The sequence below is a fragment of the Myceligenerans cantabricum genome, from assembly GCF_054777735.1.
On record NZ_BAAHAJ010000009.1, the window covers coordinates 681,710 to 695,203 of the forward strand.

A 13,494-nucleotide genomic window follows, 5' to 3' on the forward strand; every position below is an offset into this window, starting at 1 on the left:
CGGCGCCGCCGGGCCGGGCCCGGCGGCGCGCGGTCACCCCACCACCGTGAAGCCTGCCGTGAGCTGGTCCTCCCGGCGGGACGAGCTGCCCACGCGGAGCTCGAAGTCGCCGGGCTCGACGACGCGGTGGCCGGCCGCGTCCACGATCGTGCAGTCCGCGGCCGGGAGCTCCAGGGCCACGGTCAGCTCCGCACCGGGCGCCACCATGACCTGCCGGAACGTCTTGAGCTCCTGGTCCGCCCAGCTCACCGACGTGACCAGGTCGCTCACGTACGCCTGCACGGTCTCCAGGGCGGGGCGCGCGCCCGTGTTCCGCAACGTCACCTCGGCGCGCACCACGCCGTCCGGCGAGACCAGCGGCTCGGGCACCCGCAGGCCGTCGTACTCGACCGTCGTGTAGCTGAGCCCTTCGCCGAACGCGTGCGCGGGCCGCTGCGTGAGGTCCGCGTACCGGTCGCCGTGCTGGCCCCGCACCTGGTTGTAGTAGGTGGGCTGCTGCCCCACGTGACGGGCGAACGAGATCGGGAGGCGCCCCGACGGCTCGATCTCGCCGAGCAGGAGCTCCGCGAGCGCCCGGCCGCCCTGCATGCCCGGGTTCGCGGCCCACACCAGCGCGGCGGCGTCGTCCACGACCGACGGCAGGACCTGCGGCTTCGACGCCAGGAGCACCACGATCAGCGGTGTCCCGGTCGCGGCGACGGCCTCCAGCAGCGCGGTCTGCCCGCCGAGGAGCTCGAGGGTCGCGGTGGACCTGCCCTCGCCGACGAGCTCGATGCGGTCCCCCACGACGGCCACGACGTAGTCGGCGTCGCGGGCGGCGGCGACGGCCTCGGCGAGCTGCGCCTCGGCGACGGGCGCCGAGGTCACGACCGGCGGGCGCGGCTGCCCGTCGGGGAAGGTGTCGCCCTCGGGGTCGGGGGCGAGCTCCAGGATCTCGGCGCCGCGGGCGTACGTGACCTCCCAGTCGCCGGGCGTCCGCTCGCGCAGGCCGTCCAGGACGGTGGTGATCGTGTCACGGGGGTGCCCGTCGGGGATCCAGCCGGCCTGCCCGGAGTCGCCGGCCCAGTCGCCGAGCTGGGTCTGGGCGTCGTCGGCCAGGGGTCCGACGACGGCGATCCGCCGTGCGGGAGCGGTCCCACCGGCAGGCGCCGGTGCGGGAGCCGCCGGCGTCGTACCCGGGACCGCTGAGCCCGACGGTGCGAGGCCCGACGGCAGCGGCAGCGTGCCGTCGTTCCGGAGCAGCACCAGCGACCGCCGGGTGACCTCCAGGTTCAGCGCGGTGTGCTCGGGGGCGCCGACGACGGCCGCGATGCGCTCCGGCGCGGGCCGCCGCCGGTCCTCGAACAGCCCGAGCTCGAACTTCAGGGTGAGGATGTGCCGGACGGCCGGGTCGAGCTCGTGCTCGTCGAGGCGGCCCTCCGCGATGGCGGCGAGCGCCCCCTCGTAGAAGCCGGGCGTGGTCATCACCATGTCGTTCCCGGCGCGGACCGCCGCGGTGGCCGCGGCCGTGAGGTCGGGCTGGACCTGCTGCTCCCAGACCATGCGGCCCACGTTGTCCCAGTCGGTGACGAGGGTGCCGGTGTAGCCCCACTCGCCGCGCAGCACCTCGGACAGCAGCCAGTCGTTGACGGTGATGGGGACGCCGTCGATGGTCTGGTAGCCGAGCATGAAGGTGCGGCAGCCCTCGCGGGCGACGCGCTCGAACGGCGGCAGGTGCCAGCTGCGCAGCTTCCGGCGGGACAGGTCCGCCTCGGAGGCGTCGCGGCCGCCCTGCGTCTCGGAGTACCCGGCGAAGTGCTTGGCGGCGGCCAGGATGGCGGTGGGGTCGTCGAGGCCGTCGCCCTGGTAGCCGCGCACGGCGGCCGAGGCGAGCTCGCCGATGAGGTACGGGTCCTCGCCGAACGTCTCGTCGATGCGTCCCCAGCGCAGGTCGCGCCCGATACAGAGCACCGGGGAGAACGTCCAGTGGATGCCGGTCGCGCTGACCTCGACGGCGGTGGCACGCGCCATCCGCTCCACCAGCCCGGGGTCCCAGCTCGCGGCCATCCCGAGCTGGGTCGGGAAGATCGTCGCCCCCTCGAAGAAGGAGTGCCCGTGGATGCAGTCCTCCGCGACCAGCAGCGGGATCCGCAGCCGGGTGCGGTCGGTCAGCTCGTGCGCGGCGCGCACCCGTTCGGGCGAGGCGTGCAGGATCGAGCCGGCGTTGCGCCGCAGCACGTGGTCGTCGAGATCGTCCCGCGCGTCGAGCTGCAGCATCTGCCCGGCCTTCTCCTCGGGCGTCATGCGGGCTATCAGGTCCTCGACCCTGTCCGCGACCGGCAGAGCCGTGTCGAGGTAGGGCAGATCGATGACGCTAGTCACGCAGGGCTCCTCTTCGTTCGCTTCTTCAGCCGCTTCCGGAACCGGGCGCGCTCGCCCGCCGATCGCAGGCGTGGGTTGACGTACTCGTCGATGCCGAAGCTGATCAGGCTCAGTGCGGCGCCGAGCACCGCGATCGCGAGACCCGCGGGCACGTACCACCACCAGAACTCCGGGAACGCGCCGTTCTGCTGGGCCCAGTACAAGATTGTCCCCCAGTTCAGGTTGGTGATGGGGATGACGCCGATGAACGCGAGCGTGGTCAGCCCGAGCACCGCGGCGGTGACCGTGCCGACGAAGCTGGACGCGATCACGGCGGTGAGGTTGGGCAGCATCTCGACGGTGATGATCCGCCACAGCGGTTCCCCGTTGGCACGGGCGGCCTGCACGAAGTCCCGGGTCCGCAGCGACATGGTCTGCGCGCGCAGCACGCGCGCCCCCCAGGCCCAGCCGGTGATCGCCAGCACGGCGGAGATGAGGAACAGGCTCGGGTCGTCGTACTGCGAGGCCACGATGATCATCAGCGGCAGCGCGGGCAGCACGAGGAACACGTTGGACAGCGCGGACAGCGACTCGCCGCGCCAGCCGCCGAGGAACCCCGCGCTGACACCGATGATCACCGAGACGATCGTGGCCAGCACGCCCGCCGTGAGGCCCACGAGGAGCACGCCCCGCGTGCCGTAGGCGATCTGGCTGAAGATGTCCTCCCCGAGGTGGGTCGTGCCGAGCCAGTGCACTGCCGACGGCGGCTGCTTGAGCGCCGTGAAGTCCTTCTCCAGCGGGCCGTACGGCGCGATGACGTCGGCGAGCGCGGCGAGCAGCGCGAACAGGCCGAGGATGACGAGGCCCGTCACGGACTTGCGGTTGGTCAGCATGTCAGGACTCCCCCTGCCGGGTTCGCGGGTCGAGCACGGCGTAGGCGACGTCGGCCAGGAGGTTGGCGACGAGCACCGTCAAGGTGATGACCAGGAACAGGCCCTGCATCAGCGGGTAGTCCTTGGCCGTGGTGGCATCGAGCAGCAGCTTGCCGACGCCGGGGTAGGAGAACACGAGCTCCATGACGAGCGTGCCGCCGACGATGAAGCCGAGCGCGAGCGCGAAGCTGGACAGCTGCGGCAGCACCGCGTTGCGGGCCGCGTAGGCGAACACGACGCGGCGCCGGCTCAGGCCCTTGGCCTGCGCGACGGTCACGTAGTCCTCGTCCAGGACGGTGATCATCATGTTCCGCATCCCGAGCACCCAGCCGCCGAGGGAGGCGAGCACCACGGTCAGGGCGGGCAGCGTCCCGTGCACGATGACGTCCCCGACGAACTCGAGGCTCAGGTTCGGTGCCGTGCCCTTGGAGTAGGCGTGCGACGCCGGCAGCCAGCCGAGCCCGGTGGCGAAGATCGCGATGGCGATCAGGCCCATCCAGAAGTACGGGACCGCGGAGAAGAACGTCGCGACGGGGACGACGACGTCGCCGCGCCCGCCACGGAACCAGCCGACGAGCGTGCCCAGCGTCGTGCCGACGAGGAAGCTCAGCACGGTGGCGATGCCCACGAGCCCGACCGTCCAGGGCAGGGCGGAGCCGATCACCTCGGCGACCGGGGCGAGACCGTGGGAGAAGGAGCGGCCCAGGTCCCCGCTGAACAGCAGGACCCAGTAGTCGCCGTACTGCTGGGCGAGCGACCTGTCGGTGTCCAGGCCGAACAGGGTGCTCAGGGCGTCGGCCGCCTCCGGGCTGATCTGTCCCTGGTGCTTGGCCAGGTAGGCCTGGACCGGGTCGCCCTTGAGCATCCGCGGCAGGAAGAAGTTGATGGTGATGGCGGCCCAGGCAGTGAACAGGTAGAACGCCGCGCGGCGCAGGAGGAGTCTCACGAGCGGCTCCCGGTGGTCTGAGGTTCGCGACCGCCGCCGAAGTGCCGGTCGGGATCGGGTGAGGCGTCCCGCAGCGCTCGCGTGTACTCGTGCTGCGGGTCGAGGATGACGTCGTCGGCCGGGCCGCGCTCCACCACCTTGCCGTGGTGCAGCACGAGGATCTCGTCGCTGAAGTGGCGGGCCGTGGCCAGGTCGTGCGTGATGTACAGGACCCCGAGCCCGTCGGCCTCCTGCAGCTCGGCCAGCAGGTTGAGGACGCCGAGCCGGATCGACACGTCGAGCATGGAGACCGGTTCGTCGGCCACGAGCAGCGCCGGCCGGGACGCGAGCGCCCGGGCGATGGCGATGCGCTGGCGCTGCCCGCCGGACAGCTCGTGCGGCCGGCGGGTCGCGAGCTCCGGCTCCAGCCGGACGCGCTCCAGCAGGCGCGTGACCTCCGCGTCGACCTCGTCGCGGGGCACCACGCGGTCCAGCAGCAGCGGCCGCGCGACGTGGTGGTGCACCGTGTGGTACGGGTTGAGAGAGGCGAACGGGTCCTGGAACACCATCCGCACCTGCTGGCGGTAGGAGCGCAGGGCCTTGCCGCGGCGCGGGATCGGGGCGCCGTCGAGCAGCACCCGTCCCGACGTCTCCCGTTCCAGCTGCGTGATGATCTTCGCGATCGTGGACTTGCCGCTGCCGCTCTGCCCGACGAGCGCGACGGTGCGCCCGGACGAGATCGAGACGTCGACGTCGTCGAGGGCGAGCAGGTGGCCGGCGCCGCGTACGCGGTACCGCTTGGTCACCCCGGCCAGCTCGAGCGTGGTCATACCGTCGCCCCCTTCCGGACGAAGTCGCCGCGCGTGCCCGTGAGGCTCGGGAACGAGCCCAGCAGGCGCCGGGTGTACTCGTGCTGCGGACGGTGGTAGAGGTCGGCCGCCTCGCCGACCTCCACCACCTTCCCGGCACGCATGACCGCGATGCGGTCACTGATCTCGAGCAGGAGCGGCAGGTCGTGCGTGATGAAGACGACGGAGAACCCGAGCTCCTCGCGCAGGCGGGAGATCTCCTGCAGGATCTCCCGCTGCACCAGCACGTCCAGGGCGGTGGTCGGCTCGTCCATGACCAGCAGGCGCGGCCGCAGGGCGAGCGCCATCGCGATCATGACGCGCTGGCGCATGCCGCCGGACAGCTCGTGCGGGTAGGACCTCAGCCGGTCCTTGCCCACGCCGACCATGTCCAGCAGCGCCCCGCAGGTCTCGGTGCGCTCCGCCCTGCGCATCCCGGGCCGGTGCCTCGTGAACACGTCGGCGAGCTGGCTGCCGACCGTGAGCACGGGGTTGAGCGAGTTCATCGCGCCCTGGAACACCATGGCGACCTGGTCCCAGCGCAACCGGTCCATCTCCGGGGGCGGCAGGGTGGTCAGGTCGACGTCGGCGCCGTCGACGTCGTGCAGCAGCACCTCCCCCGCGGTGATCACCGCGGGGGGTCTCAGCAGCCGCTGCACGGCGTACGCCAGGGTGGACTTGCCGCAGCCGGACTCTCCGGCGAGGCCGAGCACCTCTCCCTGACCGACCGTCAGGGAGACGTCGCGCACGGCCTCGACCGGGGGGTCGACGTCGTAGGTCACGCTGAGGCCGGACACCGTCAGCACGGGTTCGCTGGTCACGCACACACTCCTGTCGCTCGAGGCCGGCGTTTCCGCGTCAGCCGGCCGGCTGCAGCGAGGTGAGGACCAGCACGGCCGACGGCTGCGTCGGGTCCGGGCTGGTGTACGGGTCCTCCTCGCCGGGCCAGCCGACGTAGCTGCGCGTGTTGTACTCGCCGATGAACGGGCGGTTGCCCACGGGCATGACGGGCACCTCCTCGACGAAGACCTCCTGGACCGCGTTCAGCGCCTCGGCTCGGGCCTCGTCGTCCGTGGCCGTGAGGTACTCGTCGAGCGCGTCGGTGGCCTCCGGGCTGTCGAAGCGGCCGAAGTTGTAGTCCGCGGCCTCGCCGGCCGGCTTGAGCCAGCGAGCGTCCATCGTGTCGCTGTACAGGTCGTACGGCGTGGCACCGGTGTCGGTCCAGTGCAGGATCGCCTGGAAGTCGCCCTCGCCCTTGGCCGCCCACCAGGTGTCGTCGTCCGGGGTGTCGATGGTCGCCTCGACACCGAGCTCCTTGGCGGCGTCCGCGATCAGGCTGATGCCCGTCACGTAGTCGCTCCAGCCCTGCGGCACGCTGAGCTCGAACGTCACGTCCTCGCCGTCGGGGTCGACCAGCGCGTCGCCGACGCCCTCGTAGCCGGCGTCCTCGAGCACCTGCCGGGCGCCCTCGACGTCGACGGCGTACTCCTGGCCGGCGAACTCCTCGGCGATGTACTCGTCACCGACCGGGGTGGGCAGCCCGGTCACCGACGTCAGCGCCGGCACGCCGCCCTCGCGGGCGATCTCGGCGTGCTTGTCGCGGTCGATGACCATGTTCATGGCCTGCCGGAAGGCGACGTCGTCGAACGGCTTCTCCTGCGTGTTGACGAACATGGCGTCGATGCCGAGACCGGCCGCCGCCCAGTAGACGTTGTCCTCGTCCTTGTCGACGTAGGCCGACTGCACGTTCGGGATGAACGCCTGCGCCCAGTCCGCCTCGCCGTTGGCCAGGGCCGTGGTCAGCGCGGTGTTGTCGTTGTACGAGACGTAGTAGAGCGTGGGCGCGGCGAGCTCGCCGCCCCAGTAGTCGTCGCGCGCCGAGAGCTCCACTGACTGCGAGGTGAACTCGGTCAGGGTGTAGGGCCCGGTGCCGACGGGCTCCGGGTTCTCGAACGTGGTCGGGTCCTCGACGTCGGCCCACACGTGCTCGGGGACGATGTGCCGGTGCAGCACCTTGTCCTGCTTGGCGTACATCGACGACTCGAACTCGATCGTCACCTGGTCGCCCTCGGACGTGACGTCGGCGATGCCGAGCGCGCCGGTGTCCAGCGCGGGCGTCTCGCGGAGCAGACCGAAGGTGAACGCGATGTCCTCGGCGCCGAACTCCTCGCCGTCGTTCCAGGTCACGCCGTCACGGGCGGTGACGGTGAGCGAGGTGTAGTCGCCGTTCCACTCGAGCTCGGAGGCGAGCCAGGGAGTGACGTCGTCGGAGGGGTCGACCATGTTGACGAACGCGAGCGGCTCGAGGATCGCGTTGACGTAGCCGAGCGTCAGGGCGGACGAGTCGCCGACCCACGGGTTGTTGGACTCGGTGGTGATCGCACCGTCGGGCTTGGCGATCGTCAGTGATCCGTCGCCGGAGGCTGCGGTGGCGCCGTCGCCGGAGCTACCGCCGGCGCAGGCGCTGAGCAGTAGGGCGGCGGCGAGCGTCGCGGCACCTGCCGCGACGGAGTACGAGGCCTTGCGCCTCGGTCGGGACGTCGGTGTCACGTCAGTACTCCTCGTCATCGAGTGGCTGTTGCGGAGAACTTACTACACTGTAAGTAACTTTGTGAAATACTGAGGGGGTGAAGATCTCCCGAGAGCCGGGGCGTGCCACCGCATACACTCGACGACGTACCACAACGATGCAGGACAGAGGTGTGAACACCCCGCGATGAACTCGACGACGCGACAGCCGCGACGCTCCCGGCCGGAGACCCTGGCCCGGCGTGAACGGATTCTCCAGGCGGCCATGGCGACCTTCGGCGCCCGTGGCTACAACAAGGGACCGCTCACGGAGATCGCGGACCAGGTCGGGATGACCCACGCCGGCGTGCTGCACCACTTCGGGTCCAAGGACCAGCTCCTGCTCGAGGTGCTCCGGTACCGCGACGAGAGCGACGTCAAGGACCTCGCGGGCCAGCACATCCCCGACGGGATCGACCTGTTCCGGCACCTCGTGCGCACGGCGCTGCTCAACGCGCAGCGGGCCGGGCTGGTGCAGGCGTACGTCGTACTCTCCGCGGAGTCCGTCACGGAGGGGCACCCCGCCCGCGACTGGTTCGTCGGACGCTACCGCACGCTGCGGCGCGAGGCCGGCGAGGCGTTCCGCGTGGTCTGCGAGGAGCGCGGCATCGACGAGCCCGACACGGTGAGCCGCGCCGCCACCTCCATCCTCGCCGTGATGGACGGCCTCCAGGTCCAGTGGCTCCTCGACCCGGAGCAGGTCGACCTCGCCGAGGCCAGCGCGTTCGCCATCGAGGCGATCGTCGCCCAGGTCCTCGACCCGCGCGAGGTCCTCTGACCCCGACGTGACGTCCGCCGGGGCGGCGGGCCGGACGACCGGCCCGCCGCCCCGGCGGACGTGCGACACGACGAGAGTCACGGGTCGATCAGGTCGTAGTCCTCGTCCATGACCGCGCCGCGGTGCGGCTTGTACAGGTCGTAGCCGCGCGGGTTGCACTGCAGACCGCCGTTGATGCAGTGCTCCACCAGGCGGCTCAGCACCTCCGGCTCCCAGGCGTTGACGAAGTCGTAGTGCCACGACTGGTCCGGCCCGCTCACCAGCTCGACGTCGGACATGTCACCGCTGGCCGGCCACGCGATCTTGAACTCCAGCATGGGTACCGCCACGGGATGGCTCATCGGGCACTGCCCGGAGACGGGATAGGCCATGTGGTCCGCCTCGGCGGGGGTCAGGTGCACCCCGTCCCAGCAGCTCGGAGCCTGGTACCGGATGTTCAGCTCCGTGCCCGGCGCGCAGTACGCGGGGATCTCCCAGTTGTTGGACAGGTCCCCGCACTCGAAACCTTCCACGGCGCCCGGCGCGTCACGGAACTCGTCGGGTGTGGCCATCATGTCGCCGGCGATGAACTGCAGGCCCTCCGGGAACGGCACGACCTGCGTGTAGTCCTCGATCCCGGACTTGTAGTACACGGTCATCGGGATGTCCGGCACGACGGGCTCGCCGGCCTTCGTCAGCGTCGGGAACCAGTACGCCGACCGGTCGTGCGGCACCGTGCAGGTGGTGTCCGGGTTGGCGTGCAGGCTGTCCGGCGTCGTGAACGCGTCCGTGGACTCGTTCCCGATGAACGTGTGCAGGTGCGAGCGCCCCGGCTCGCCGGGGAACACGATCGGGTCGTCCGGGCCGAGGTGCGAGAACTCGCAGTTCGCCTGGAACTCGTGGTGCGTCACCTCGTCGTCCGGGAACTCGGGCGGGTCCGCGGGCTCGCCCGGCTCGCCGTCGCCGAACACCTGGAGCTCCCACAGGGAGTAGCCGTACTGCGTCGCCCGCTCGGTACCGACGAGCTGCACGTACCGGCCCGAGGCCGCGATGTCGAACGACTGGTCGCCGCCCGTGCCGCCAGTGACGTCCGCGACGGTGGTCCACTCGCTGCCGTCGTCGGACACCTGGAGCGTGAACGCCGCGCCGTACGCGCCCTCCCAGGACAGGTCCACGCGGTCGAGCGGGTAGGACGCGCCGAGGTCGACGCGGATCCACTCGTCGTCGGACGGGTCGCTGGCCCAGCGGGTGCCCGCGTCGCCGTCGACGGCGAAGCGGGGCCCCAGGTTGTCCGCCTCCGAGCTGGAGGACGCGGTCAGTGCGCCCTGAGAGAGCAGCGTCCCGGGTTCGGCGGACGCGCCCGTGCCGGCCGCGACGACCGCGGTCCCGACGATCAGGGAGCCGACGGCGGCCCCGGCGAGCATTCTTTTCAAGGGTGATCTCATGGTTCTCCTCCGTGCCTCGTTGCGATGGAGCAGCTGTGTTCTCGCCGACGACATGTCGTCAGCTCTGGTAGATGCCGAGCTCGAACAGCGAGTAGCCCCAGTCCGTGCCCCGCTCGGTGAAGTTCAGCCGCACGTACCGGCCGGTCCCAGAGACGTCGAGGCCGTCCACCGCGCCGTCCCCGTCCGTCACGGTGCGGACCGTGGTCCACGAGCTGCCGTCGTCGGACACCTGCACCTCGTACCCGACGCCGTAGGCGGCCTCCCACACCAGCTGCAGATGGTCGAACGACCGCACCGACCCGAGGTCGACCCGGAACCACGCGGTCGGGCCCCACTCGCTCGCCCAGCGGGTCGTCGTGTCCCCGTCGACCGCCTGGCCCGGCGTGAAGTTCCCGTTGTAGGGGTCGAACGACGACGCCGTCACCTCGGCGCCCAGCGCGATGTTCTCGCCGTCGACCTCGGGGGCGACCACGCGGAACGACCGCGTCTCGACCCCGACGTTGCCCTGGCCGTCCTCGGCGAAGACGTAGACCTTCCACACCCCGAGCCGGTCCGGCGCCGCGACCCGGTACGTGCCCGGCGAGGTCTCAGTGAAGTCCGCCCGGGCGGTACCGCCCGATCCGTCGACGTACTTGCTGTTCAGCATGACCACCGGGGTGATGGGGTCGCCGTCTGGGTCGCTCATGTCCACCGTGACGGTGAACTCGTCGCCGGCGGTGACCGCCGTCGAGCCCTCCACGTCCATCGCCGTGATCTCCGGCGGCGTGTTCAGCGCCGAGGTGTCCACGCCCCACGTCCGGGCGATCGAGTAGTAGCCCAGCCGCTTGTTGTCACCGGGGATCACGTTGAACCACACGCCACCGAAGTCGCCCTCGATGCCGTAGTGGAAGAACGTCGCGCCCAGCGACACGCCGTCGTGCTCGCGCAGGCACTGCCAGGAACCGACGTAGGCGGCCCCCTTGTCCAGGTCCGTGGGCTCGTCCGGGACCCCGTTGACGTCGTCGGGCACCTCCCACTCGCCGGGCGCACCACCCTCCGTCAGCAGGTACGGGCGGTCGTAGCCGCCGGACTCCCAGCTCTCGCGGATGTTGCACACGTCGCCGTACGCGTTGACCGACAGCAGGTCGAGGTCCGGCGCGTTCCGCTCGAGGTACGGCCACGCGCCGACCCATGCGTCCGTGCTGGTCGTCGGGTGGTTCGGGTCCGCGGCGTGGACCGCCACGCTTACCTCGTTCACGAATGCCGCGTAGGCGTCCCGCACCTCTTCCAGTTCCGTGCCGGAGAAGCAGTCCCCCAGCCCGAGGATCGACTCGTTGCCGATGTTCCACAGGAGGACGCCCGGGTGGTCCTTGTACACGTCGACCCAGTGCAGGATGTCCGCCCTGGCCTCGGACTTGTACGCGTCGTCCGAGCGGTAGTCGACGCAGCCGCCCGAGCCCGGGCCGCCGCCCGGCAGCAGCCAGAACCCCATGACGACGCGCACGTCGTGCGCGGCCGCCGAGTCCAGCAGCTGCCGTGTGTCGTCTCCCGTGCCCCACGTGCGGATCGTGTTCGCGTTCATCGCGGCCAGCGTCGGCATGTAGTGGTCGGCCGTGTCGAACGACGGGCCCCAGGTGAAGCCGCGCACCGTGTACGGCTGTCCGTCCACCGCGAGGTCCCAGCTCCCGTTCCCGCCGGTCACCTCGACCGTGCTCGGGCCGCTGTCCGGGACCGGCACGTTCGGGTGGCCCGGGTCGACGAAGTCGGGATCGCCGGTCCCGCCGTCGCCGTCGCCCGGGTCGGACCCGTCGGAGACGCCGAAGACCCGCATCTCCCACAGCGACGTCCCGTACGCACCGTTCCGCTCCGTGGAGCGCATGCGCACGTACCGGCCGGAGCCGGTCACGTCGATCACGTCGTCACCGCCGTCCCCGGCGTCGGTGGCCGCGAGCGTGGTCCACATCGACCCGTCGTCCGAGACCTGGATGGAGTACGACGTCGAGTACGCCGCCTCCCAGTCCAGCTCGACCCGGTCCAGGTCGGCGACGTGGCCCAGGTCCACCTGCAGCCACTGCGGGTCGCTGAACTCGCTCGACCAGCGGGTGCCGGGGTCGCCGTCGAAGGCGGCGGCGGCCGGCGTGTAGTCGGGGTTCTCCGACGACGACGCCGTGGCGGACCGCCCCTCCGACAACAGCTCGGGTGCGCTCTGCGCGGGTGCCGCGGCGGTGAGGAACGCCCCGGTGAGCAGGACCGTCAGGCCTGCGGCGGACCACCGGGTGCGGCGGTCTCGGCCGGCGGCGGTGCCGGCGCGTGTGATGGTCATGGTTGCTCCATCTCCTAGGGCCCCGCACGCGCGCAGGACAGGGTTCGTCGTCGAGCCGATACCTCGTCGCTCCGGTGCGGCGAGATGTGGGAGAGCGCTCTTACCGGTCCCGAGTCTGCAAGGGGTTCGAGGCGCGCGTCAAGGGGGTGTCCCATCAAGTTCCGCCCGGCGGGGATTGGCTTTGGATGTGCTAGATGCGCTTTCGTGACGTTTTCTGCCGACCGGCGGGTGCGGTGTAGCGCCGAGAGTCTCGCCGAAAACCCCTGTCCGGCGCGCCCTCCGACTCCTTGGGCAAACGCTCTCACCCTGTTATCGTCGAGCCGTGACAGACGATCTGCGGCGGCCCGTGCCGACGCTCGAGGACGTGGCCAAGGTAGCGGGCGTGTCCCGCGCCACCGTCTCGCGCGTCATCAACGGCAAGCGCAAGGTCGCCCCGGCGGTGCAGGAGACCGTCCTGGAGGCCATCGCCGAGACGGGGTACGTCCCCAACCGCGCGGCACGGTCGCTCGTGACCCGCAGGACGGGCATGGCGGCCGTCGTCGTCTCCGGTTCCGCCGACGCCCCCGGCGAGGAGGCGGAACCGGCCCGGGTGCTCTCCGACCCGTTCTTCGGGCGGGTCGTGGGCGGGTTCGTGCGGTCGCTGCGCCGGCACGACGTACACCCCGTGCTCCTGTTCGCCGACACCCCCGAGGCCGAGGACCAGACAGTCTCCTACCTGCGACTCGGCAACGTCGACGGGACGCTGCTCGTCTCCACGCACGGCGACGACCCTCTCCCCGGGCGGCTGGTGGACGCCGGACGCCCCGTCGTGATGTTCGCCCGGCCCGCCCGGCCGATCCCGGTCAGCTACGTCGACCTGGCCAACGCCGACGGCGGACGCCTGGCCGCCCGGCACCTGCTCGACCACGGCTGCCGCTCCCCCGGCGTCATCTCCGGCCCGGTGGACGTGCCCGCGGCGCGCGACCGTACCGACGGCTTCCGCGACCTCGCCGCGCGCCGCGGCCACGCGTACGTCCCGAGCGTGGTCGGCGACTTCACGTTCACCGGCGGCGAGGCGGCCACCGCGCAGCTCCTGGCGGACGCGCCCGACGTCGACGGGATCTTCGTCTCGAACGACCTCATGGCCCAGGGCGCGCTCCACCTGCTGCGCACCCGCGGACGGCGGGTGCCCGAGGACGTGGCGGTCGTCGGCTTCGACGACAGCCCCGTCGCGACCCAGACCCGGCCGCACCTCACGACCGTCCGTCAGCCGGCCGAGCGGATGGCCGAGCAGATGGTGGACCTGCTCGTCGAGCGCATGGACGCGCCGGACCAGCCCGTCCGGTCGGTCATCTTCGACCCGGAGCTGGTGGTCCGGGACTCGGCCTGACGGCAACG

General features: G+C 71.4%; 10 protein-coding genes. 2 read left to right on the forward strand and 8 right to left on the reverse strand.

Annotated elements, in window-relative coordinates:
• Positions 1–33: 33 nt before the first annotated feature.
• The 6 genes from ACYU96_RS12240 to ACYU96_RS12265 are packed head-to-tail and all read right to left on the reverse strand — an operon-like array spanning position 34 to position 7,595.
• A complete protein-coding gene (locus tag ACYU96_RS12240) occupies positions 34–2,361 on the reverse strand; it encodes an exo-beta-d-1,3/1,6-glucosidase (RefSeq protein WP_460753572.1) in 2,328 nt (775 codons plus the stop codon).
• Complete coding sequence (locus ACYU96_RS12245; protein ID WP_460753575.1) at positions 2,358–3,233, reverse strand: ABC transporter permease; 876 nt, start codon at positions 3,231–3,233, stop codon at positions 2,358–2,360. The genes ACYU96_RS12240 and ACYU96_RS12245 overlap by 4 nt, the downstream gene beginning before the upstream one ends.
• A gap of 1 nt (position 3,234) precedes the next feature.
• On the reverse strand, positions 3,235–4,218 hold the full coding sequence (locus tag ACYU96_RS12250) for an ABC transporter permease (RefSeq protein WP_460753577.1): 984 nt from the start codon (positions 4,216–4,218) through the stop codon (positions 3,235–3,237).
• The gene (locus ACYU96_RS12255; protein ID WP_460753580.1) at positions 4,215–5,027 is read right to left on the reverse strand and encodes an ABC transporter ATP-binding protein; all 813 of its coding nucleotides are present in this window, start codon (positions 5,025–5,027) and stop codon (positions 4,215–4,217) included. The genes ACYU96_RS12250 and ACYU96_RS12255 overlap by 4 nt, the downstream gene beginning before the upstream one ends.
• On the reverse strand, positions 5,024–5,866 hold the full coding sequence (locus tag ACYU96_RS12260; RefSeq protein WP_460753583.1) for an ABC transporter ATP-binding protein: 843 nt from the start codon (positions 5,864–5,866) through the stop codon (positions 5,024–5,026). Before ACYU96_RS12260 ends, ACYU96_RS12255 begins: the two co-directional genes overlap by 4 nt.
• Positions 5,867–5,903: 37 nt before the next feature.
• Positions 5,904–7,595 (reverse strand): ABC transporter substrate-binding protein, encoded by a 1,692-nt coding sequence (locus tag ACYU96_RS12265; protein ID WP_460753586.1) that lies wholly within the window; start codon positions 7,593–7,595, stop codon positions 5,904–5,906.
• Between the two features lie 166 nt (positions 7,596–7,761).
• Between ACYU96_RS12265 and ACYU96_RS12270 the strand changes: the two genes are divergently transcribed.
• Positions 7,762–8,391 carry a TetR/AcrR family transcriptional regulator gene (locus ACYU96_RS12270; RefSeq protein ID WP_460753588.1) on the forward strand — a complete coding sequence of 210 codons (630 nt, stop codon included), beginning with the start codon at positions 7,762–7,764 and terminating at the stop codon, positions 8,389–8,391.
• 77 nt (positions 8,392–8,468) lie between these two features.
• On the opposite strand, the gene ACYU96_RS12275 is transcribed toward ACYU96_RS12270, so the two are convergent.
• Positions 8,469–9,815 carry a DUF1996 domain-containing protein gene (locus tag ACYU96_RS12275; protein ID WP_460753590.1) on the reverse strand — a complete coding sequence of 449 codons (1,347 nt, stop codon included), beginning with the start codon at positions 9,813–9,815 and terminating at the stop codon, positions 8,469–8,471.
• A 58-nt stretch (positions 9,816–9,873) separates the two neighbouring features.
• A complete protein-coding gene (locus ACYU96_RS12280; RefSeq protein ID WP_460753593.1) occupies positions 9,874–12,117 on the reverse strand; it encodes a discoidin domain-containing protein in 2,244 nt (747 codons plus the stop codon).
• A 322-nt stretch (positions 12,118–12,439) separates the two neighbouring features.
• Between ACYU96_RS12280 and ACYU96_RS12285 the strand changes: the two genes are divergently transcribed.
• Complete coding sequence (locus tag ACYU96_RS12285) at positions 12,440–13,486, forward strand: LacI family DNA-binding transcriptional regulator (protein WP_460753595.1); 1,047 nt, start codon at positions 12,440–12,442, stop codon at positions 13,484–13,486.
• The last annotated feature ends 8 nt before the right edge of the window (positions 13,487–13,494 follow it).

What these genes read in the sequence shown, in the direction of transcription:
- ACYU96_RS12245 (WP_460753575.1), bottom strand. Translation starts at nt 3,233, where the DNA reads ATGCTGACCAACCGCAAGTCCGTGACGGGCCTCGTCATCCTCGGCCTG.
- ACYU96_RS12255 (WP_460753580.1), bottom strand. Translation starts at nt 5,027, where the DNA reads ATGACCACGCTCGAGCTGGCCGGGGTGACCAAGCGGTACCGCGTACGC.
- ACYU96_RS12270 (WP_460753588.1), top strand. Translation starts at nt 7,762, where the DNA reads ATGAACTCGACGACGCGACAGCCGCGACGCTCCCGGCCGGAGACCCTG.
- ACYU96_RS12275 (WP_460753590.1), bottom strand. Translation starts at nt 9,815, where the DNA reads ATGAGATCACCCTTGAAAAGAATGCTCGCCGGGGCCGCCGTCGGCTCC.
- ACYU96_RS12280 (WP_460753593.1), bottom strand. Translation starts at nt 12,117, where the DNA reads ATGACCATCACACGCGCCGGCACCGCCGCCGGCCGAGACCGCCGCACC.